16 protein-coding genes and 1 riboswitch are annotated in these 17,907 nt (G+C 58.9%); of the genes, 10 read left to right on the top strand and 6 right to left on the bottom strand.

Annotation, left to right across the window (positions count from 1 at the left end; genetic code table 11):
* Window positions 1-67: 67 nt before the first annotated feature.
* Window positions 68-415, bottom strand: coding sequence for a zinc ribbon domain-containing protein YjdM (locus RUH64_RS13940; RefSeq protein ID WP_313814175.1), 348 nt, complete (start codon window positions 413-415; stop codon window positions 68-70).
* 174 nt (window positions 416-589) lie between these two features.
* On the opposite strand from RUH64_RS13940, the gene RUH64_RS13935 reads away from it, so the two are divergent.
* The 8 genes from RUH64_RS13935 (at window position 590) to RUH64_RS13900 (ending at window position 10,361) form a co-directional block, all read left to right on the top strand.
* Complete coding sequence (locus tag RUH64_RS13935) at window positions 590-1,780, top strand: siderophore-interacting protein (protein WP_313814173.1); 1,191 nt, start codon at window positions 590-592, stop codon at window positions 1,778-1,780.
* A 38-nt stretch (window positions 1,781-1,818) separates the two neighbouring features.
* Window positions 1,819-3,585, top strand: a complete 1,767-nt coding sequence (locus tag RUH64_RS13930) for an alpha/beta fold hydrolase (RefSeq protein WP_313814172.1) — start codon at window positions 1,819-1,821, stop codon at window positions 3,583-3,585.
* A 4-nt stretch (window positions 3,586-3,589) separates the two neighbouring features.
* Window positions 3,590-4,972, top strand: coding sequence for an AraC family transcriptional regulator (locus tag RUH64_RS13925; protein ID WP_313814170.1), 1,383 nt, complete (start codon window positions 3,590-3,592; stop codon window positions 4,970-4,972).
* 173 nt (window positions 4,973-5,145) lie between these two features.
* Complete coding sequence (gene fepB / locus RUH64_RS13920) at window positions 5,146-6,165, top strand: Fe2+-enterobactin ABC transporter substrate-binding protein (protein ID WP_313814168.1); 1,020 nt, start codon at window positions 5,146-5,148, stop codon at window positions 6,163-6,165.
* Window positions 6,166-6,167: 2 nt separating this feature from the next.
* Window positions 6,168-7,190, top strand: a complete 1,023-nt coding sequence (locus RUH64_RS13915; protein WP_313814166.1) for an iron ABC transporter permease — start codon at window positions 6,168-6,170, stop codon at window positions 7,188-7,190.
* The gene (locus tag RUH64_RS13910; protein ID WP_313814164.1) at window positions 7,187-8,194 is read left to right on the top strand and encodes an iron chelate uptake ABC transporter family permease subunit; all 1,008 of its coding nucleotides are present in this window, start codon (window positions 7,187-7,189) and stop codon (window positions 8,192-8,194) included. Before RUH64_RS13915 ends, RUH64_RS13910 begins: the two co-directional genes overlap by 4 nt.
* 36 nt (window positions 8,195-8,230) lie before the next feature.
* A complete protein-coding gene (locus RUH64_RS13905) occupies window positions 8,231-9,085 on the top strand; it encodes a siderophore-interacting protein (RefSeq protein ID WP_313814163.1) in 855 nt (284 codons plus the stop codon).
* A complete protein-coding gene (locus RUH64_RS13900) occupies window positions 9,066-10,361 on the top strand; it encodes an enterochelin esterase domain-containing protein (protein WP_313814162.1) in 1,296 nt (431 codons plus the stop codon). The genes RUH64_RS13905 and RUH64_RS13900 overlap by 20 nt, the downstream gene beginning before the upstream one ends.
* A 75-nt stretch (window positions 10,362-10,436) precedes the next feature.
* Here the strand turns inward: RUH64_RS13900 and RUH64_RS13895 are convergent, their stop codons facing one another.
* The 4 genes from RUH64_RS13895 to RUH64_RS13880 form a co-directional block, all read right to left on the bottom strand.
* Entirely contained in the window at window positions 10,437-11,786 is a 1,350-nt protein-coding gene (locus RUH64_RS13895) for an LLM class flavin-dependent oxidoreductase (protein WP_313814161.1), read from the bottom strand.
* Complete coding sequence (locus tag RUH64_RS13890) at window positions 11,783-12,583, bottom strand: 3-oxoacyl-ACP reductase (RefSeq protein ID WP_313814160.1); 801 nt, start codon at window positions 12,581-12,583, stop codon at window positions 11,783-11,785. The genes RUH64_RS13895 and RUH64_RS13890 overlap by 4 nt, the downstream gene beginning before the upstream one ends.
* Before the next feature lie 61 nt (window positions 12,584-12,644).
* Window positions 12,645-12,738, bottom strand: a riboswitch (TPP riboswitch).
* 49 nt (window positions 12,739-12,787) lie between these two features.
* Window positions 12,788-13,450, bottom strand: coding sequence for a hypothetical protein (locus RUH64_RS13885; protein WP_313814159.1), 663 nt, complete (start codon window positions 13,448-13,450; stop codon window positions 12,788-12,790).
* Window positions 13,447-14,082, bottom strand: coding sequence for a hypothetical protein (locus tag RUH64_RS13880; RefSeq protein WP_313814158.1), 636 nt, complete (start codon window positions 14,080-14,082; stop codon window positions 13,447-13,449). The genes RUH64_RS13885 and RUH64_RS13880 overlap by 4 nt, the downstream gene beginning before the upstream one ends.
* Before the next feature lie 259 nt (window positions 14,083-14,341).
* Here RUH64_RS13880 and RUH64_RS13875 point away from each other — a divergent pair, with 259 nt between their 5' ends.
* Window positions 14,342-15,043 carry an HNH endonuclease family protein gene (locus RUH64_RS13875; protein ID WP_313814156.1) on the top strand — a complete coding sequence of 234 codons (702 nt, stop codon included), beginning with the start codon at window positions 14,342-14,344 and terminating at the stop codon, window positions 15,041-15,043.
* A gap of 104 nt (window positions 15,044-15,147) precedes the next feature.
* Here the strand turns inward: RUH64_RS13875 and RUH64_RS13870 are convergent, their stop codons facing one another.
* Entirely contained in the window at window positions 15,148-15,390 is a 243-nt protein-coding gene (locus tag RUH64_RS13870) for a hypothetical protein (protein WP_313814155.1), read from the bottom strand.
* A gap of 228 nt (window positions 15,391-15,618) precedes the next feature.
* On the opposite strand from RUH64_RS13870, the gene RUH64_RS13865 reads away from it, so the two are divergent.
* Window positions 15,619-17,901 (top strand): bifunctional UDP-sugar hydrolase/5'-nucleotidase, encoded by a 2,283-nt coding sequence (locus RUH64_RS13865; protein WP_313814154.1) that lies wholly within the window; start codon window positions 15,619-15,621, stop codon window positions 17,899-17,901.
* Window positions 17,902-17,907: the final 6 nt, after the last annotated feature.

The raw sequence follows: 17,907 nt of genomic DNA, 5'->3' as shown, positions 1-17,907 counted from the left end.
CTTTTCTAGACCAGCGGCCCGCTTCCCTTGGGGGAGGCGGGCCGCTGGTATTAAACGCGAGTGAACGCTAGATCTTCTTCACGATCGAGGACTTCAATTCCATCTGGCCGAATCCGTCGACCTTGGCAGCGATATCGTGGTCGCCGTTATCCGGCACTAGGCGGATATTGCGAACCTTGGTTCCCGCCTTCAGCGCGCTCTGCGCGCCCTTGACCTTCATGGTCTTGGTGATGCTGACGGTGTCGCCGTCCTGCAGAACATTGCCCACCGCGTCCTTGATAACGGCTTCTGCCGTCTGTGCATCATCAGCTTCGGCGTTCCATTCATGCCCGCACTCGGGGCAAACCAGCAGCGCATCCATCTCATAGGTGTATTCGCTGGAGCATTTAGGGCACGGTGGCAAGGTATCAGACATGCGAGTAGTTTAGCCCGTGCCGGCCGCGAATCTATCATGCAATCGGTAGTCGAAAAGGGGTCTCAACCTCTTCGTAAGACGAATGTCATGGGCGCTCATTTTCCTTGTGTGCGCGGGGTCAATAACGCATACTCAGGCTAGGAGCACAGCGTGCGTTATTTACCAGGGGGAATCATGTCAAAGCATCACAAGTACCGCCGGTACGAATCCTCCTATGTGGCCGCACCGCGGGACGGAATTGCTTTGGAAGTGCTGGCCCATGCAGAAAAGGCCGGAGCCAAGGCAGGCTACGCAACCGCCAAGGAGCACCTCTATCGCAACATCGGCGCGGGGGCTGCACTGGGACAGGGCGAAATCGACGAGCTGCTCGCTGCCGCAGAGCGCGCGGGCGCCGCGGCGGCCCTTGCCTCGGCGCGCAAGGTGCTCGCCAAGACACTTCGCACTTCATTCAGTCCGGCTCCAATGCAGGCGCCCATCGAGACCCAACAGACCCCGATGCCCATTGATCAACCGGTACAACCGGCTTCCTATGCGCAAACCTATGAGGAGCCGCTGGCCAGATACAACCCGCCCATCGGCTATGTCCCCATGCCCAAGGTCAAAACGGATCAGCACGTCCTGACGGTGACCCGGGTGCAGCGGCTGAGCGAGCAGATGGTACGCATCATCGCTTCGGCGCCGAATCTCGGCGGCTACCGCTCCAATGGGGCACTGGATGAGTATGTGAAGGTTTTTGTCGCCGATCCAGCGCTGGGTCTGGCACCTCCCTACGACCTGCGTGCGCTGCGCCAGCGCCTGCCGAGAGAGCTCATGCCCCGCTCCAAGTCCTACACGATTCGTTGGGTTGATACGTTGACCGACGAACTGGCCATCGACTTTGTCGTCCACGGGGAACCTGGAACGGTAGGCCATTGGGCTGGGACCGTTGAACCCGGGGCTGCGCTGGTGATCTCTCCGGCACGCAGCAAGTCCTCATTCAAGCTCATTGCTGACGACTACATTTTGGCGGCAGACGAGGCGGGAATTCCCGCCATCAGCAAGATCCTGGAGGCCCTGCCCGAACATGCGCGCGGCATTGCCCTGCTAGAGATCGCCGATCAGCAGGCAATGTTTGACGTGAAACATCCGGAAAACGTTGATTTACGCTGGGTCGCCAGGGACGGGGTCCCCGCTGGCCGCAGCAACGTCCTGCTTTCAGCATTCCAGACACTGCAAGCGCCGGCGACGAACACCACCGTGGTTGCCCATGCCGAGCGTTCGACCATCAAGGCCATTGGGCACGTCTGCGATGAGTGGAGGATCCATAAGGGCCAGCGACACATCTCTTCCTACTGGACCCTGCGCGAGGACCGGTTGCTACGCTAGATAGGCACCTGACCTCTAAATTGCGCCGAAAGCACTCCATGCCGACATCGGAAAAAACCATTCAGATTCTCCGTCCTCTCGTCGGACTTTCACTGATTGTTCTGGGCGGGCTGTTGATCTTCAACTCATCCGTTGTCAGTACATTGATCATTTGGCTCCTGAGCGCGGGGCTCATATTAGCCGGGCTACTGCGCATGTTGGAGGCTCAAGATTCAACCGGTCACAGGGCGTCAGCACTAGTCGCCGGCGGGTTGCTGTTTTGTGTGGGAATTATCGCCCCGTTCTGGCGCGGTATCACACTGCCGGTCCTGGCGCTCGCGGTTTCTATTGCGCTCCTTGTGGGCGGAATTTTGAGATTCATCGATGTGCTCACCGGCGAGCAACGCCCGGCAATTCGCGGGCTGCTGAGTGCCACGACTGGGATTTTCGGTGCAGTACTTGTACTTTTCTGGCCCAAGCTTTCACTATGGGTGCTCGGCGTCGCCTTCGGGGCATGGCTTGTCATCAAGGGACTGCATGTCCTAGGTCAGTCGATCGGTTCGTCTCCTCGATTTGCCCAGCGGATGCAACGTCCGGCGAGCGCGGCGCTCACGACGTTGACGCTCATCGGCCTGGTGGCCGTTTTGGGGTTGGGAGCAGCAACAGCTTGGATGCATGGTCAAAGTCAACGTGTGGTCAGCGATGACTTTTACCTGCCTCCGGCATCCGTTCCATCGCAACCCGGACAGTTAATCCGTGTTGAACCGCTTGAGGGAGGGAATCTACCAGACTCCCATGCTTGGCGTATTTTATATACGACAACGGATGAGTCGGGAGACCCGTCCGTCGCCTCAGGCATTGTCACGATTCCTAGCGATGTGAACGGCAAGCTTCCCGTCATATCTTGGGCGAACGGCACTAAGGGAGTAGCGTCCCGATGTGCGCTTTCGGAGAGCCAGACTCCATACGACGATGGTCCAAGTGTGGCACGCACACAAATGCTGGATTCCGGATGGGCAGTTGTCGCCACCGACTATATCGGTTTGGGAACAGCAGGCCCTCATCCGTATCTGGTCCCCAAGAGCGAGGCTCATGCAGTTCTCGACGCCACGCGCGCAGCTGGACAGATTGAGGAACTAAAAGCCAACGGCGTTTCATTTGATTCGCGAACTGTCCTGTGGGGTCATTCCCAAGGCGGCCATGCTGCCCTTGCCAGCGCCAAGGAAGCACCCACCTACGCACCTGAGCTGCAAGTGCTCGGCGTTGCCGCGATGGCCCCAGCCACTGACCTCAAGCAGCTCGCAGCATCGGTAGCAAATTCTCCGGCTGGCAAGGTCATCAGCAGCTATATCGCCACAAGTTGGAACCAGCTCTACCCAGAGCTTCAGATTGAACAAGGTATCAGCGGAGCATCGGCTTCTGCGTCTGAGCTGATTTCCAAGAGTTGCTTCTTTGGAACGGACACGTTGACAGTCATGGCACAGGCCAGCCAGCTTTTTGAACCGATCTTCAACTCTCAGATGCTCAATGGCTCCGTCGGTACAAAACTTGAAGAAAACTCGGCGGTGATACCGACCAAGGTGCCAGTATTTATTGCTCAAGGTGCTGCCGACTCTCTTGTTCTGCCGTCCATGCAGCGCCAGTTCTTTGAGAAAAGCTGTAGCGCCAATGAGCAGATAGCTTATGCCGAATATGAGAATCTTGATCACATGCCATTGGTCGGCCCCAACTCAGCGGTAAATCAAGATGTCGCAGATTTCACCAAGGATCTGCTGGATTCTAAGGTGAGCTACCCTTCCGCCGCCCTGCGCTGCGCGGGACAGTGATCAGTTGTCCGCCGAACTTCCAGGTTCAGGACTTGTCAGGGTCGACTGGAAATGCAACCTCACCTACAACATCGTTGTTTACGCCAGCGTCGGTGAAATCAATATTCACTTCGAAGACGAGGTAGTTCACTTGCCAGCGGGGCGGGCACTGTGGATCCCCACACGCTTGGCACACATGGTTGAACATGATGAAAAGTCTTTGGGCATTTCAATCTTGATTCCACAACGTGCGGAGCACACACTCGGCGTTGAACGACGGATTATCGCAGTACCAAGTTCGCATCGACAGTGGATGTTCCACCTCATGTTGCTGTCGCTCTCCCCTCTGCATGCCGGACAGGTCGCGACCGATCAAGTGTTTCAATTGCTGGCTCGGTTCGCAGCGCTGTCGGCAAGAAACGCCAGAGCTGGTCAAATGAAAATTCCACGCCATCCTGCCGGGCGGGGCACGGCGATTAGCCTGATGTCAGACCCGCAGTCAACGCTGCGTCTAGCAGACTTTGCAGCACGGTACGGTGTTTCTGAACGCACAATTGGACGAGCATTTATTGCTGAATCAGGAATGAGTTTTAGCAAGTTCAGGGAAGCCTGCGGTTCATTGTCGTCTGCTAGTCCAGCCCTTGTCCGGCCTGTGCCAGCGTTGAGCACTCGGTGGATGAATCTTCTCAGAAACGACGTAGTCCTTTGGGCCATGCGCGGGAGGGCAGTCGTTCATGTCGCGGCTCATGTTGCTCCAAGCATTGCTGAAAGAACTCAGCGCCTGCAGGCGGGACAACTGATGCTTATCCCCAACGGCCATTCCGTGCGACTGGAAATAGAGCAGGGATCCTTGCTGTTCCCTCTGCCATTGCCCGGCGGCGTACTCCCTTCCGACGCGTTAGACCTCTTGCCTTGTCAGCTTCCTGCAACTCATACCTCTGCCCTTCTGCGCCGTTCCATCGCGCATATCACTGCACTAAGACCGCTGTATTTTGATCCACTCGATACTCTCTCCCTGCTAGAAAAAATTCCCAATTACCCTGGCTTGCGTTTCCCCACATCTCCGCTTCTACGGCGCATCGCTTCAGCACTCATGTCAGATTTACCCGGGAACCTGAGCGCGGATGAGGTCAGTAAATCCCACGGAATCAGTCTGAGACAGCTTCAACGACGCTGGCCAGAAGAAACAGGACTAAGACTTCAGCAATGGCGCCAAAGACACAGATTCCAACACGCCCAATCTCTGCTGGCTGCAGGTTTCAGCGTGAATTTCACCGCGACTCAACTCGGATTCTCGGAGAGCAGCAATTTTTCCCGAGCATTCATGAAAATCTACGGATACCAACCTCGGAAGATCCATTTAGATACCGAATCGGACATTTATGGATCACTTAACGACATCATTTAATTCAATGACGGACCTTGGAAGTCTTCAAGATCCCCGATTATCTAGGACAATTCGCCCCTTGATGCAATTTTCAGAAGGTAGGTGAGCCTAAACTAACCACACTAGGCTCAGTCCCTGTCATCTTTAATTCACGGCTGCCATGAGATCAGCAGCCCGACGGGGAGAATTACCAAGTGCGAACTACGCTGTTTAAACTCGCTTCTGCATCCGCCACCGCGGCACTTGCCCTAACACTCGGGGCATGCTCCAGCACCGCGCCCGAGTCTTCTGCCGACGAGAACAAGCCTGCGGCTGATGCGGGGCAATGGCCGCGCACGGTGACCGATGATCAGGGGCAGCAGGTGGAAATCCCAGCGCAACCGAAGAAGATCGTCTCGACCACGGTCTCCACTACCGGCACGCTCCTGGCCATCGATGCGCCCGTAGTTGCAAGCTCAACCGGTGCAGTTGGTCCAGAAACCGACGAGAACGGGTTCTTCAGTCAATGGTCTGACGTAGCCACCGAGCGCAAGGTCGAACCTATCTACCAAGTTGGCAACTTCAATTTGGAATCGGTCTTGGCTCAAGACCCTGATCTCATCATCGTCTCAACATCCGGTGCCGACTCGGAACTCGACCATGTCGATCGACTCAATGACATCGCTCCGACGCTCGTGGTGAATTACGGCGGAAAAGACTGGAAAGAATTGGCGACGCAGCTAGGCGAAGCAACCGGTCTGGAGGCCAACGCCGAGAATATCGCCGAGGAGTTCGATCAGAGATCAAAGACGGTCAAGGACAAGCTGAACATCCCTGAAGGAACCACCGCATCGATCGTCTCCTACAACAAGGGGAAGGACTCTCCCGTAGGTAAAACCAGTGGACCGCATTCACGGCTGATTTCGGCTCTCGGATTCACGGTTGTTGACCCACCAGCGGAATTCGACACCTCCACGCAGAAGCGCGAAGATTTTGCGTTCACGTCCTATGAGGGTCTCTCCGAATCGGCCACAGGTGATGCGACATTCCTGATTTCGGCCACCGACCAGACGGCAGACGCGTTCACCGCTGATACAACGCTGGCCAACATTCCATCGGTGAAAAATAAGAATGTCTTCCCTCTGGCTAATTCCTTCCGCTTGGATTACTACTCCTCTAATGACATTCTCGACTACTTCGAGTCTGTTTTCCCGGGCCTGAATTCAACGAAGTAAACGTGCTGCAAAAAACAACAACGGCACGCCCCCAGCCACGCGTCCAGCTCTGGCTGGCGGCGGCCGCTGCAACTACGCTCCTAGTCCTTATTTCCTGCGCCGTCGGCAGCAAGGGCATTGCCCTTGCTGAATCGTGGCAGGCAATTACCGTGTTCGATGAATCGAACAACAACCATCTATTGGTCCACGAGTTGCGCATACCGCGCACCCTCTTGGCCTTGGTAGTTGGAGCGGGGCTTGGTTTGGCCGGAGCCTTGATGCAGTCCCAGACGCGCAATCCATTGGCTGAGCCGGGGTTGCTGGGCGTCAATGCCGGAGCCGCCTTCGCCGTCTCCATTGCCATCACCTTTGGTGTTGTTCAACCGTCGGGCTATATGCTCTATGCCTTTTGCGGCGCTGCGGCAGCCAGCATCATCGTCTATCTCATGGGCGCGCGACAGAGTGCTGGGAACGACGTTATACGGCTTGTGCTGGCGGGTGCTGGTCTTTCAGTCATGCTCATGGCCGCCACCCAGATTCTCATCATTGGCGGAAGCTCAGATGTTCACGCGAGATTCGCCGCATGGACTACCGGTTCCCTACAGGGCCGAGGCTATGATGTGCTGCCGGTGACCACTGCAGTAGTCGCCGTCGGAGCACTGATCGCCCTGTCCCTGACCCGTTCCCTGGACGCGCTTGCCCTTGGCGATGACAGTGCTCGTGCCCTGGGCATCAATTCAGGAAAAATCTGGTTTGTTTCATCTATCGCCATCATGCTGCTGACAGGCGCGGCCACCGCTGCCGCAGGACCGATCAGCTTCATCGGGCTTGCAGCGCCGCATGCCTCACGACTGATGGTGGGGCCGAGCCATGCCCGCTTTCTTCCGCTGTCGATGATGCTCGGCGCGGCAGTCCTATTGGTGGCAGACATTCTTGGACGAGTAGTTTCAGCACCAGCAGAAATCGGAGCTGGGGCCATGAGCGCGCTCATTGGTGCCCCGCTGTTCATCATGCTCGCCCGGAAAAAGCTCAAGGCAGGCCGATGACTACCCCCGCTATCAACAGCTCCCTGCGCCGGAGCGTCATTCTTTCGACCATCGCGGCTTTGCTTGTCATGACCTGTGTCGTGGCGCTGGGCACCGGAACAATCTCGATGAGCCCCCGCGAAGTGCTGGCTGCACTCTTTGGGCAGGCAGAAGCCAAGGACCTATTGGTCATCCAGAAAATTCGCGCCCCACGAGTACTCACCGCCCTGGGCGTTGGCGCGGCCCTCGGAGCTGCAGGCGCGTGTTTTCAATCTATTTCGCGCAACCCTCTGGGCAGCCCCGACATCATCGGATTTACCACTGGTGCAGCCACGGGTGCCGTGGCCCAGATTGTCCTGTTCAACGCAGGGGCCTGGGCTACAGGGGTGGCGGCGATGATCAGCAGCTTGCTCACTGCAGCCGTTGTTTACCTCCTATCTTTTTCGCGTCGGACGACCGGAGGCCAGCGCTTGGTCATCATCGGCATCGGTGTTGGAGCAATGCTGGGGGCGGTGAACACGCTGTTGCTCTCCAAGGGCGACGCAGATCTGGCGGCCCAAGCAAACCTGTGGCTTTCCGGATCGCTCGGCGGGCGCAGCTGGGCAGACGCACTGCTGGTGGGAATCTCCTTGCTGGTGCTCATACCGATGTTGGTCATCCATTCGAGAAGTCTGACGCTGCTGGAAATGGGCGATGACACGGCCAGCGCCCTCGGAGTCGGCGCCGAAACAGTTCGGCGAATCGTCATATTCGCGTCAGTCTGCCTCACGGCGGCAGCCACCGCGGCCGCTGGGCCCATTGCCTTCGTAGCCCTGGCCTCCGGCCAGATTATCCGTCAACTGATTGGCAATCGATCAGTTCCGATCATTCCCGCGGCGATGACCGGTGCATTGTTGCTGGTGACCTGCGATGTTCTCACCCAGCATCTGCCGCTTCAGGCACAGGTGCCCATCGGATTGGCCACATCGCTGGCAGGTGGACTTTACCTGTTGTGGCTGCTCACCCGTCACCGCGTAAGAACCTAATGACCCCGCACCATCAGTAGGAGAGGAACATTCAGCATGCCCGCCAAGGAACTTCGGGTCGCACAGATCCAGGACTATACGACGAGAATGCGAAGGGTAGTTTTCGACGGCCCCGGCGTGGCGCAGTACGCCGCGCATCCACCCTGCGTCCCTAATATCAAATTGTATTTCCCGAAGCCGGGACAACCCTTGGACCACCCGGGAGTTGATGAACGAGGCAGGTGGGCATTTACCGGCGACCAGCGTTCGCGGGTGCGCACCTATACGGTCCGCTGGCTCAATGAATCAGCCGGAGCGATGGCCATCGACTTTGTACGCCATGGTGACGAGGGTCTGGCCAGTGCCTGGGTAGAACGTGCCCAACCAGGGTCGATTCTGGGCGCACTGGGCGGAGGCGGACGCGTGCTGAAACCCGGTGGATATGCCCTGCTCTTCGGCGATGAGACTGCCTTGCCCGCCATCAGCGACACCCTTGAACAGATGCCCGAAGTTCAAGAGGGCCAGGTCTTCATCGAGGTTGCAGACCATGAGGAAATCCACGATCTAGAAAAGCCCGACGGAGTGCAGATCACCTGGCTGCTGCGCGCGGGAAAACCTGCGGGGACCACCCAGCTGCTGAAAACCGCGATGCAAAATCTGGAACTGCCCACCGACGTCGAACAGATACAGCTCTGGGTATCGGCCGAATCCGAGGTAGTGCGCTTTGCCCGCTCCTGGGCCGCCGGGATAGGCATTCCCAAGGGCAACCGACTGATTATCGGCTATTGGCATCGCGATCTCGACGAACTGGCCTACGCCAAGGACAGCGACCACGACCGGGTCAGCGGAGAAATGCTCTTTGAACGACAGGGACACGAACGCGAGATGCATCATGAACACTCCCACCACTAGAAGCTTCAGACCCCAACCGCGCGGCAGCGGCGCCGCCACACCGCGCGTCTACGACCACCTCACGTTAACTTCCAGCCGCGAACAGCTTCTTGGCCTTGCCGCCCAGCTTCGGGAGCGAGAGCTGGACTATCCGCTCTTCACCGATGCCGGCGACGGGCAAGTATTCGCCACCTTCCTCTGGATGGAAACCCCGGGAGCAGAACCCGCCAGCAACGTTGTCTTGTCTGCCAATGCGCTGGTCGATCACGAAGATCTAGAGGCATGTGAATTCGAGCAGCCGGCGCCCGGAATCTGGTCAATCACGCTGCGGGTGCCTGTCGACTGGATCGCCTCCTACCGCATCACCGTACACCGCGGCGCTACACCGGCCCCCTGGCGACGAGAATCCGAGCGGCGGGCCATTCGGCTTGCGGCTGATGCGGGTGGTGTGGATCCGTTGAACCCGCTGGTAGGTGCATCGATGAGCGGGGCTCCGGTGTCGCTGGTTCGCGGGCCGAAGGCCCCGGCCAGCGACTTTCTTGCCGAAGCCACCGTTGATCGTGCCACACCGGGGCCGTCCATTGGCGGCACCGGCGGCGGTTCCATAGTAGATTCCGCGCAGCACCCGCGCATGACCCGGCATGAACTATGGGATGAAAACTGCCAGCGGCTGCGCAACCTCTGGGTCTATCAACCGCCGACCCCTGCCGAGGATACGCCGTTGGTCTTCGTTCACGACGGTGCCACCTGGGCGAACTACCTCAATATCCGCGGCACCTTGGATGCTGCAATTTCTCGTGGCGCATTAGCGCCGCTGCACGCGGTGTTTATCGACAGTACAACAACGCAGATCAGGGGCGAGGAACTGCCCCTGGCATCGGGCACCACCCGCTCTCTTGCTCAGCAGTTCCTGCCGTGGGCGCAGCGCTTCCTCCCCGTCAGCACCGATCCTGCGCGGACCCTCATCACGGGTGCGTCCTATGGCGGTCTTGCGTCGGTATTGACGGTATTGGAGCATCCAAAGCTCTTCGGTCTGGCTTTGGCCCAGTCTCCATCCTTGTGGCACACCGACCTGCGCAAACAGCTAGTAGGCCTTGATCCGGCGGTGCGCATGCTCGTGCAGGCCGGATGCTATGAAACAGAGATCTTCAACTCCTGCCAGAGCGTGCTCAAAGACATCGCAGGTTCCCCAGTCCGCGGCCAGGTCGAATTTCAAGAGATTTCAGGGGGCCACGACTGGGCATGGTGGAACGTCAAACTGCTCGAAGGTCTCATTGAGTTCTTTCCCCGGGCTTGAGAGTTCCTGCGCATCAGACTGGCTCCCCGAAAACTACGATGGCCAAGCTTTCGGGGAGCTTGGTTCAGCGCCCGGCTAGGACCGGTGTCCGGCGAGCGAGACCTGCTCCCGCTGAGCTTGCAACTCCGGCAGCCCAAGGTTTTCCCTTAGGGTGCGGTGCTCGTATTCGGTGCGGTAGCGCCCGCGTCGCTGCAATTCGGGAATTACCAGCTCGATGAAGTCTTCCAGCGCCCCGGGCAGCGACGGCGGCATCAGGTTGAAGCCGTCGGCGGCCCCCGAATCCAACCAGCTCTCGATCTCATCGGCAATCGATTCTGGGGTCCCGATCATGGTGCAGTGCCCTCCGCCGGCAGCCAGCAGCCCGAGTAGCTCGCGCACCGTCGGCCGGTGGATTTCGATCAGCCGCAGGATCGTCGCATAACGTCCGGCAGGTCCGGTGAACTCTTCGGCCGGAGGCAGCGGCGGCACCGGTGCGTCCAGATCCCAGGCCTTGGTGTCCTGCTGGACGAACAGAGCCAGCTGATCAAGCGACTGCTCGATGGGCAGTAGATCGTTCAGCGCACGCTGCTTGGCCTTAGCCTCTTCCAGGGTTCTGCCCACGTAGGTTACCAGTCCTGGCATGATCGCCAGGCCCTGAGGATCCCGCCCGGCCGCTGCCACGCGGCGGCGCACATCCTGCGAGTAGTCCTTGGCCATCTGCTCGTCCGCCGCCACGGCGTAGATGGCTTCCGCATGTTCGGCCGCCAGATTGCGGCCCTGCTCCGAGGCCCCCGCCTGGAACAGCACCGGTGACCCCTGCGGACCCGAGGGCAGGTTCAGCGGGCCTCGGACCTTGAAGTGCTCCCCCACATGGTCGATGGTGCGCAGCTGGCCGGGATCGGTGAACTGGCCAGACCTGTCCGCCTTGACCGCCGAGGCGGGGAAGGTGTCCCACAGCGCCTTGAGCACGGTGATGAATTCTTCGGCCCTGCCGTAGCGGGTCGCGTGGTCGCCCAGCTTGTCCATGCCATGGTTCTGCGCCTCGGTGTCCCACATGCTGGTGACGACGTTGACCCCAACGCGACCGCCGGAGATCCTGTCCAGGCTGGCCAAGAGCCGCGCCGCGTGGAACGGGGTGTAGAAACTCGAAGACACGGTACAGACCAGGCCGAGGTGTTTGGTGTGCTGGCTCAAGGCCGTGAGCAGAGTCAGCGGCTCGAAGAACCAGGTGGGGCCGGCGGCCGCCGCCTGCGGGTTGACCGCCTGCCCGTCGGCGAAGAACACCGCGTCGAGCAGTCCGCGCTCGCACAGCCGAGCCAGTTCGATGTAGTAGTCCAGCTCCTGCAGGCGTTCGGCGCCGGAGTCCGGTGCACGCCAGGCCGCCTGGTGGTGGCCGGCGCCGTAGAGGAAGAGGTTGAAATGAGCCTGCCTCTTGCGCTGGCTCATCCCTTGACCAATCCGCCGTCGACGATCAGGTTCTGCCCGGTCACGCCGCGCGAGAGCGGCGAGGCGAAGAAGAGCACGGCGTCTGCCAGTTCGGCAGGGGTGGTGACGCGGCGCAGCGGGGTGCCGGCGGCGATCAGGTCGAAGACCTCTTCCGGGGTGGCCGCTGAAGCATCGGTGGTGCGCAGCAGTCCGCCGGAGACCATGTTGACGTTGATGCCGTCCTGGCCAAGGTCGTCGGCGAAGGTGCGGGTCAGGGACAACAGTGCCGCCTTGGTGGCGGTGTAGTCGTGGTAGGGCACCACAGGATTCTGGAAGAGGTTGGTCCCGATGTTCACGATGCGTCCGAATCCTGCCTCGCGCATGCCGGGAAGCACCGCCTGGATGGCCGCCACAGGTGCCAGCACCGACCCGGCGAACTGGGCGGAGAGCTCTTCGGCGGAAATCGAATCGGCCTTGGACCGTGCGTCGCCGTTGAAGGAAAAGTCCACCAGCGCGTTGTTCACCAAGGTGGTGATCGGGCGTTTGAAGTGGGCTCCGGCGGCTACTACAAGGTGAGCCAAGGCTCCGGAGTCGCGGACGTCGGCCTGCACTGCCAGGGCACGTTGGGGGTATTTGGCGACGAGCTCGGCCGCCGCCTGCCCCGATGACTTGTAGTTGACGACGACGTTCGCCCCTGCTTCAAGGAAGGCTGTGCTGATCGCCGCCCCGAGCCCGCGGGCCCCACCGGTGACAAGCACCGTCTGGTCTTTCAGCGGGAGGGCGGTGGTTGCTGGTGCGGTTGCTGCTGGTGCAGTCATGGTGGTCGAACTCCTTGAGGATGTGTCAAGGCGAACGGGACCCCGGGAAGGATGCGGCGCATCGAGGTATCCAGGACATTCCCTTCGCCAGTACGAACTGGATCAGGTTCGACGGGTTTTATCTCAGCCGCATGGCGGCACCCCGTGTCACTTAACCCCATTAGTACCACACCCGTGGCACACCTTCCCAGCTGGTGTCGTCATCTACTCTGTCTGAGGCTGCTTGCTGATGACCTGGGTTTCGTAGGTTGCCTGCGTTCCATCTTGGGGCTGCTGCACGATGGTCATTTCTTCGATGCTCTTCTCCGGTAGCTCAAACTCTGTAGCTTTGGGGCGCTGGTGGCACTGCACCATCGAGCTCATGAGCTCGCGCTCGTGCTCGTGCTCGTGCTCGTGCTCGTGCTCGTGCTCGTGCTCCTTGATGGTGAGCTTGACCTTGCCAGTTCCCTGGCACATGTACCTCACGATGAATGGACCGGTGTTTTGGGTGAATTCGAGCGTTGTCTGCTCCTGACCTAACTCTCCGCCGCGTTCGTAGGGGAAGCCACCTGCGTCCCAGGCCGCCAAACCGTGATAGCCGCGCTGCTCCCATTCTCCCTGCCAGTAGCCCATCCCATTGTTCTGTCCAGGGTGCCAGATGATCGTCCGGATAAATCCCAGCGGCTGCCCGTCGAAGCTGTGGAGGACTCCGAGCGACAACGCACGCTCTTCAGGTGTTTCAGCTTGAACATTATTCGGTCCGGTCAATGGCTGCTCAGCTGTCTGAGTCGGGGGTTCGGTACCGCTGGAATTCAGTTCGGAAGCGGGCGCTGAACATGCGCTTAGGGCCAGAATTGAGCTCAGAACGACAGGCAGAATCTTCCTCATTTTTTACCTCCTGACAGGGTATACATCTGATATTCGTAGGACCCCACGGTGTCGACGCCTGCCGCGATCAAAATGGTAGTGCTCTTGGAGTTGTCGGGAATTGTCAATGTGCCGTTGGCCGTCACTGCGGGATCCGCGCAGTTAATGGGAAGTCGCAGCTGAGGTTTCGTGCCTTCTGTCGGGAAATCCTCATCGAGATACACCTCAAGTGCCGCCTCGCCAACGCCCCGGCAGGAAAAGTCGATGAAATAGTTTCCCGGAATGCTCGACTCCTCGCCGAACGACGCTACGTAGTTCATTGCGTGCTGCTCCCCGCTCTCGCCACCATCGTAGGTCCGATAGAAAATCCCATTCGCACTAAGTCTTAGCTGCTCGTCAGCGCCTCCCTGCTCTCCCGTTCGCTCGTAGCTGCTGCTGGTCTTGACGACTGAGTGGACTAAGGTCGAAAGCGGCCCCGCACTGTCCGGCGAGTTGTAGGAACCTGCTTCCTGTTCCTGCTGTTCCGTATCCCACGCCGATTTAGACCCTCGCAATTCGTTCAGCTCTTGGTCGGTTTTGAGCTCAGACACCGGTGTGGTGCAGGAGGTAAGTGCGATCAGACCTACTGCCAAAAGAGAATGTTGCTTCTTCACGGTAACTTGTCCGTTTCATTTGCGCGGGCACGATAACTTGACCTTATTTCGATAAATGAAAATAAACAATCCTTGTCACAAGCACCTACGGTGACAAAATAGTAACGATTGCAGAAGAGCCGCATCATCGCAGCGGGAAGATCACAGGATGCGACCCGGCCCGGCAGTAAGCTTTCGTCGGTGGATCCACCTAGAGTCAAGAGGGCAGGTTGAACGTTCACCTGCCGCTCATGCGCGACCCAAGGAGAACTACGACCGCATGCGTCTTTTGCGCCGAACACTTTCAATTGCACTGATTGCCTCAACGATGGGACTGACCGCCTGTTCAGTTTCTTCGCCAACAGACCTCTCCGGGGCGGGCAAGGCTCAGGCAGCGTCCCCATCGGCTGATCAGAAGGCTACGTACACGAAAGCTTTGGACCAACTGGATGACATTCAGGTCAAGGGACGTGCACCAAAGACTGGATACAGCCGCGAGCAATTCAGCAATGGCTGGAAGGACACAGACCACAATGGCTGCGATGCGCGCAATGACATCCTTGCCAGGGACCTGGAAAACGTAGAGTTCAAACCCGCCAAGGTTGAGTGCGTCGTACTCTCCGGCACTTTCCACGACCCATACACCGGCAAGACCATTGAGTTCCAGCGGGGCCAGGGCACCAGCACAGCGGTTCAGATCGACCACATTGTTCCGCTGTCCGATGCCTGGCAAAAGGGTGCGCAAAAGTGGAGCACTCAAAAGCGTCTGGAATTCGCCAACGATCCACTGAACCTTATGGCCTCGGATGGTCCCACGAATGCCTCTAAGTCGGATAAGGACGCCGCTACCTGGCTGCCGCCGAACAAGAACTTCCGCTGCGACTACGTTGCGCGCCAGACTCAAGTGAAGGCGAAATACGATGCCTGGATGACCCAAGCGGAGCATGATGCCATCTCAAAAACCTTGAAATCCTGCGTTTAGACGCAATAGTTTCATAACGGTATCAACCGTTGGGTTGAGTCGCTTTCAGCAAATTACCACCAAAGGACCATGTCTAATTTCCTCAATCTATGACACCATGGATATTATTCCAGCTGATAGCGAATATGTTTCGCGATGATTTGGCGTAATTCGATGGCGTAGGGATTCACGATGAAGATGCGGTTGTTGGGTGTGGTGATGCTGCTGGTCAGTGTCGGCATCTTTGTGTTCGCATTGGACAATACCCAGCGATCTCTCGCAACCACCTGCTGGGTCACCTCAACACTCTTATTCATCGTGGCGGCCATGCTGCTGCTCAGTGGAATCGTCGGCTCTTCCTCAGCCACTGCGGCAGATGCACATCGCAAGCGCCAGCGTTGACTGATATCCCAGACAAGCATCAAGAGCTACCCGTTCAGTCGAACGGGTAGCTCTTTTTTGGGGCCTCCAAACCATATCGGCCCGCCACCGGAAAAGATCTGTTTTATACGCGGAATTCATACGTAAGCATCGACAGGTTCACCTCAATGCGATAGACATGAGGGACGTCACACGCTTAACTCCGAGGAGGATCTATGCCTGCGTTCAGGCAGATCAAGAACTTTACGCTGACATCCATGGTTTCCGCAGCGCTGATCGCTTCGGGCTGCGCCGCGGCCCAAGCCGCACCGGTCAAAGAACCTGCAGCGGGTGAAACCTTCACCCTCGACCTGCTGGATATCAACGATTTCCATGGCCGCATCGCCCCAAACAGTGATTCTGCGGGAGCAGCCGTACTCGCCGGTGCGGTGGATCAAATCCGTGAAGCCAATCCGAACACGCTCTTCGTCTCGGCCGGAGACAACATCGGAGCGTCAACTTTTGCCTCGGCATCGCAACAGGACGAGCCAACCATCGACGCATTGGGCGCCGGCGGTCTAGATGTCTCCGCCGTAGGCAACCATGAGTTCGACCGCGGTTTCAAAGATCTTTCCGGACGCGTCATTGACAGCTACTCCCAGGCCACGGGACAGGACGGTGCGGACTTCGCACTGGGCGCCAACGTCTACAAAAGGGGCACCAAGACTCCGGCACTGCGTGAATATGCAATTCGCGAAGTAAACGGCATCAACGTAGGATTCATCGGCACCGTCACCGAAGACGTTCCCTCGCTGGTCTCCCCCGCCGGCATCACGGAGCTCGATTTCGGCAGCGAACTGGAAGCAGTCAATCGTGTTGCTGCTCAGCTCTCGGATGGCAAAGACGCCAATGGAGAGGCAGATGTCATCGTGCTGTTGACCCACAACGGTTCGGAGAACACCCAGTGCTCCACCATCGCCAAGGAAAACACCAGCTACGGCAACCTGCTGCGCAAGGCCAGCGGTCAGGTGGACGCCATCATTTCCGGCCACACCCATCAGTCCTATGACTGCTCAGTGGCCGGCCCGTCCGGCGAGCGCCCTGTCATCCAGGCACATCAGTACGGCACCACCCTGGGCAAAGTCTCCCTGGAAGTAAATTCCACAACTGGCGAGGTTGTTGATTCCACATCCGGGCGTCTGGCCTTGAGTGCTGAAAATGAGGCGGGAGACTGGGTAGCCAAGTATCCTGCCGACGCGAAGGTACAGAACATTGTTGATTCTGCAGTCAAGGAATCTGAGAAGGTCGGCAACGTCAAGGTCGGTGAGATCTCTCAGGACATCCTGCGCGGGGGCGAGATCCCGGGCTCTGACCGCGGAGTGGAGTCGACCCTTGGCAACACGGTTGCCGACATCCACCTGTGGGCGACCTCAAATGACGACTTTGCCGGGACGCCGGCACAAATCGCATTCATGAACCCCGGCGGCCTGCGTGCAGACCTGCTCTACGGAAAGGATGGAACGGTGACCTACAAGGCGGCGGCAGACGTCCAGCCCTTCGCCAACACCTTGGTCACTTTCGACATGACCGGCGCGCAGATCCGAGAGGTTCTGGAACAGCAGTGGCAGCCTGACGGTTCCGAGCGTTCAAAACTGCATCTGGGCATCTCCGACGGGCTGACCTACACCTATGTCGAGGATGCTCCCCGCGGCGGGCATATCAAGGACATCAGCTTCAACGGCAAACCGTTGGATGAATCGGCAACCTTCCATGTTGCCGCCAATGCCTTCCTCGCGGCAGGCGGAGACAATTTCACTGCCTTCGCGGAGGCCAAGAACCATGCAGATTCGGGCCAGGTAGACCTTGACGCGACGGTGAACTACTTCAAGTCCCACGACGTGGTGGAACCTGCTCCTTTGGGCCGCGCGGTCGTTGCCGGCACCGACTGGGCCAAGGTGGAGCTGTCGGCCACCGAGCTGGCCGCAGGTGAAGAAGCCACCGTCACCGTGACGGGGCTTCAGGAGGGAGCGCAGATCGGCGCCACGGCCTTCGACGGTCAGCTTGTCATCTCCGACATTCCTGCGGCCGATGCGGAAGGCACCACCAGTTTTGAGCTGCCTATTGATGAAGACACCAAGGCCGGCGACTACGACCTGGTGATCTCGCAGACTCAGCGAGAAGACATCGTCACCGTCTTCAGCGTTGTGGGTGCACAGACTCCGTCCCCTACGCCGACCGAGCCAACCGAAACTCCAAGCGCATCACCTACGGATCCGACTCCGAGCCAGAGTGCATCGTCTGAGCCAACGGATTCAACCGAGCCAACGGCATCAGCCTCCGCTACTGATTCGCAGGTAGCAACCGACGATGCGAAGGAAACCGAGTCGAATCAGGAGCAGGATCATCTGGCACAGACCGGGTTCGGCGCCGCCTGGTTGGGCATCGCAGCCGGCGTCATCGTGCTGCTGGGCATCGTTCTACTGCTGGTACGCCGCCTCGGCAACAAGCACGGCCACTAGAAGAGC

The sequence above is a fragment of the Glutamicibacter sp. genome (assembly GCF_032154645.1).
Taxonomy (GTDB): domain Bacteria; phylum Actinomycetota; class Actinomycetes; order Actinomycetales; family Micrococcaceae; genus Glutamicibacter.
Note: the sequence above shows the minus strand (reverse complement) of the source record. Positions and strands in the feature narration are given on the sequence as shown.

Excerpts from the sequence above, each read along its gene's own strand:
- RUH64_RS13940 (WP_313814175.1), bottom strand. The coding sequence starts at position 415 with ATGTCTGATACCTTGCCACCGTGCCCTAAATGCTCCAGCGAATACACC.
- RUH64_RS13935 (WP_313814173.1), top strand. The coding sequence starts at position 590 with ATGTCAAAGCATCACAAGTACCGCCGGTACGAATCCTCCTATGTGGCC.
- RUH64_RS13930 (WP_313814172.1), top strand. The coding sequence starts at position 1,819 with ATGCCGACATCGGAAAAAACCATTCAGATTCTCCGTCCTCTCGTCGGA.
- RUH64_RS13910 (WP_313814164.1), top strand. The coding sequence starts at position 7,187 with ATGACTACCCCCGCTATCAACAGCTCCCTGCGCCGGAGCGTCATTCTT.
- RUH64_RS13905 (WP_313814163.1), top strand. The coding sequence starts at position 8,231 with ATGCCCGCCAAGGAACTTCGGGTCGCACAGATCCAGGACTATACGACG.
- RUH64_RS13900 (WP_313814162.1), top strand. The coding sequence starts at position 9,066 with ATGAACACTCCCACCACTAGAAGCTTCAGACCCCAACCGCGCGGCAGC.
- RUH64_RS13895 (WP_313814161.1), bottom strand. The coding sequence starts at position 11,786 with ATGAGCCAGCGCAAGAGGCAGGCTCATTTCAACCTCTTCCTCTACGGC.
- RUH64_RS13890 (WP_313814160.1), bottom strand. The coding sequence starts at position 12,583 with ATGACTGCACCAGCAGCAACCGCACCAGCAACCACCGCCCTCCCGCTG.
- RUH64_RS13885 (WP_313814159.1), bottom strand. The coding sequence starts at position 13,450 with ATGAGGAAGATTCTGCCTGTCGTTCTGAGCTCAATTCTGGCCCTAAGC.
- RUH64_RS13875 (WP_313814156.1), top strand. The coding sequence starts at position 14,342 with ATGCGTCTTTTGCGCCGAACACTTTCAATTGCACTGATTGCCTCAACG.
- RUH64_RS13865 (WP_313814154.1), top strand. The coding sequence starts at position 15,619 with ATGCCTGCGTTCAGGCAGATCAAGAACTTTACGCTGACATCCATGGTT.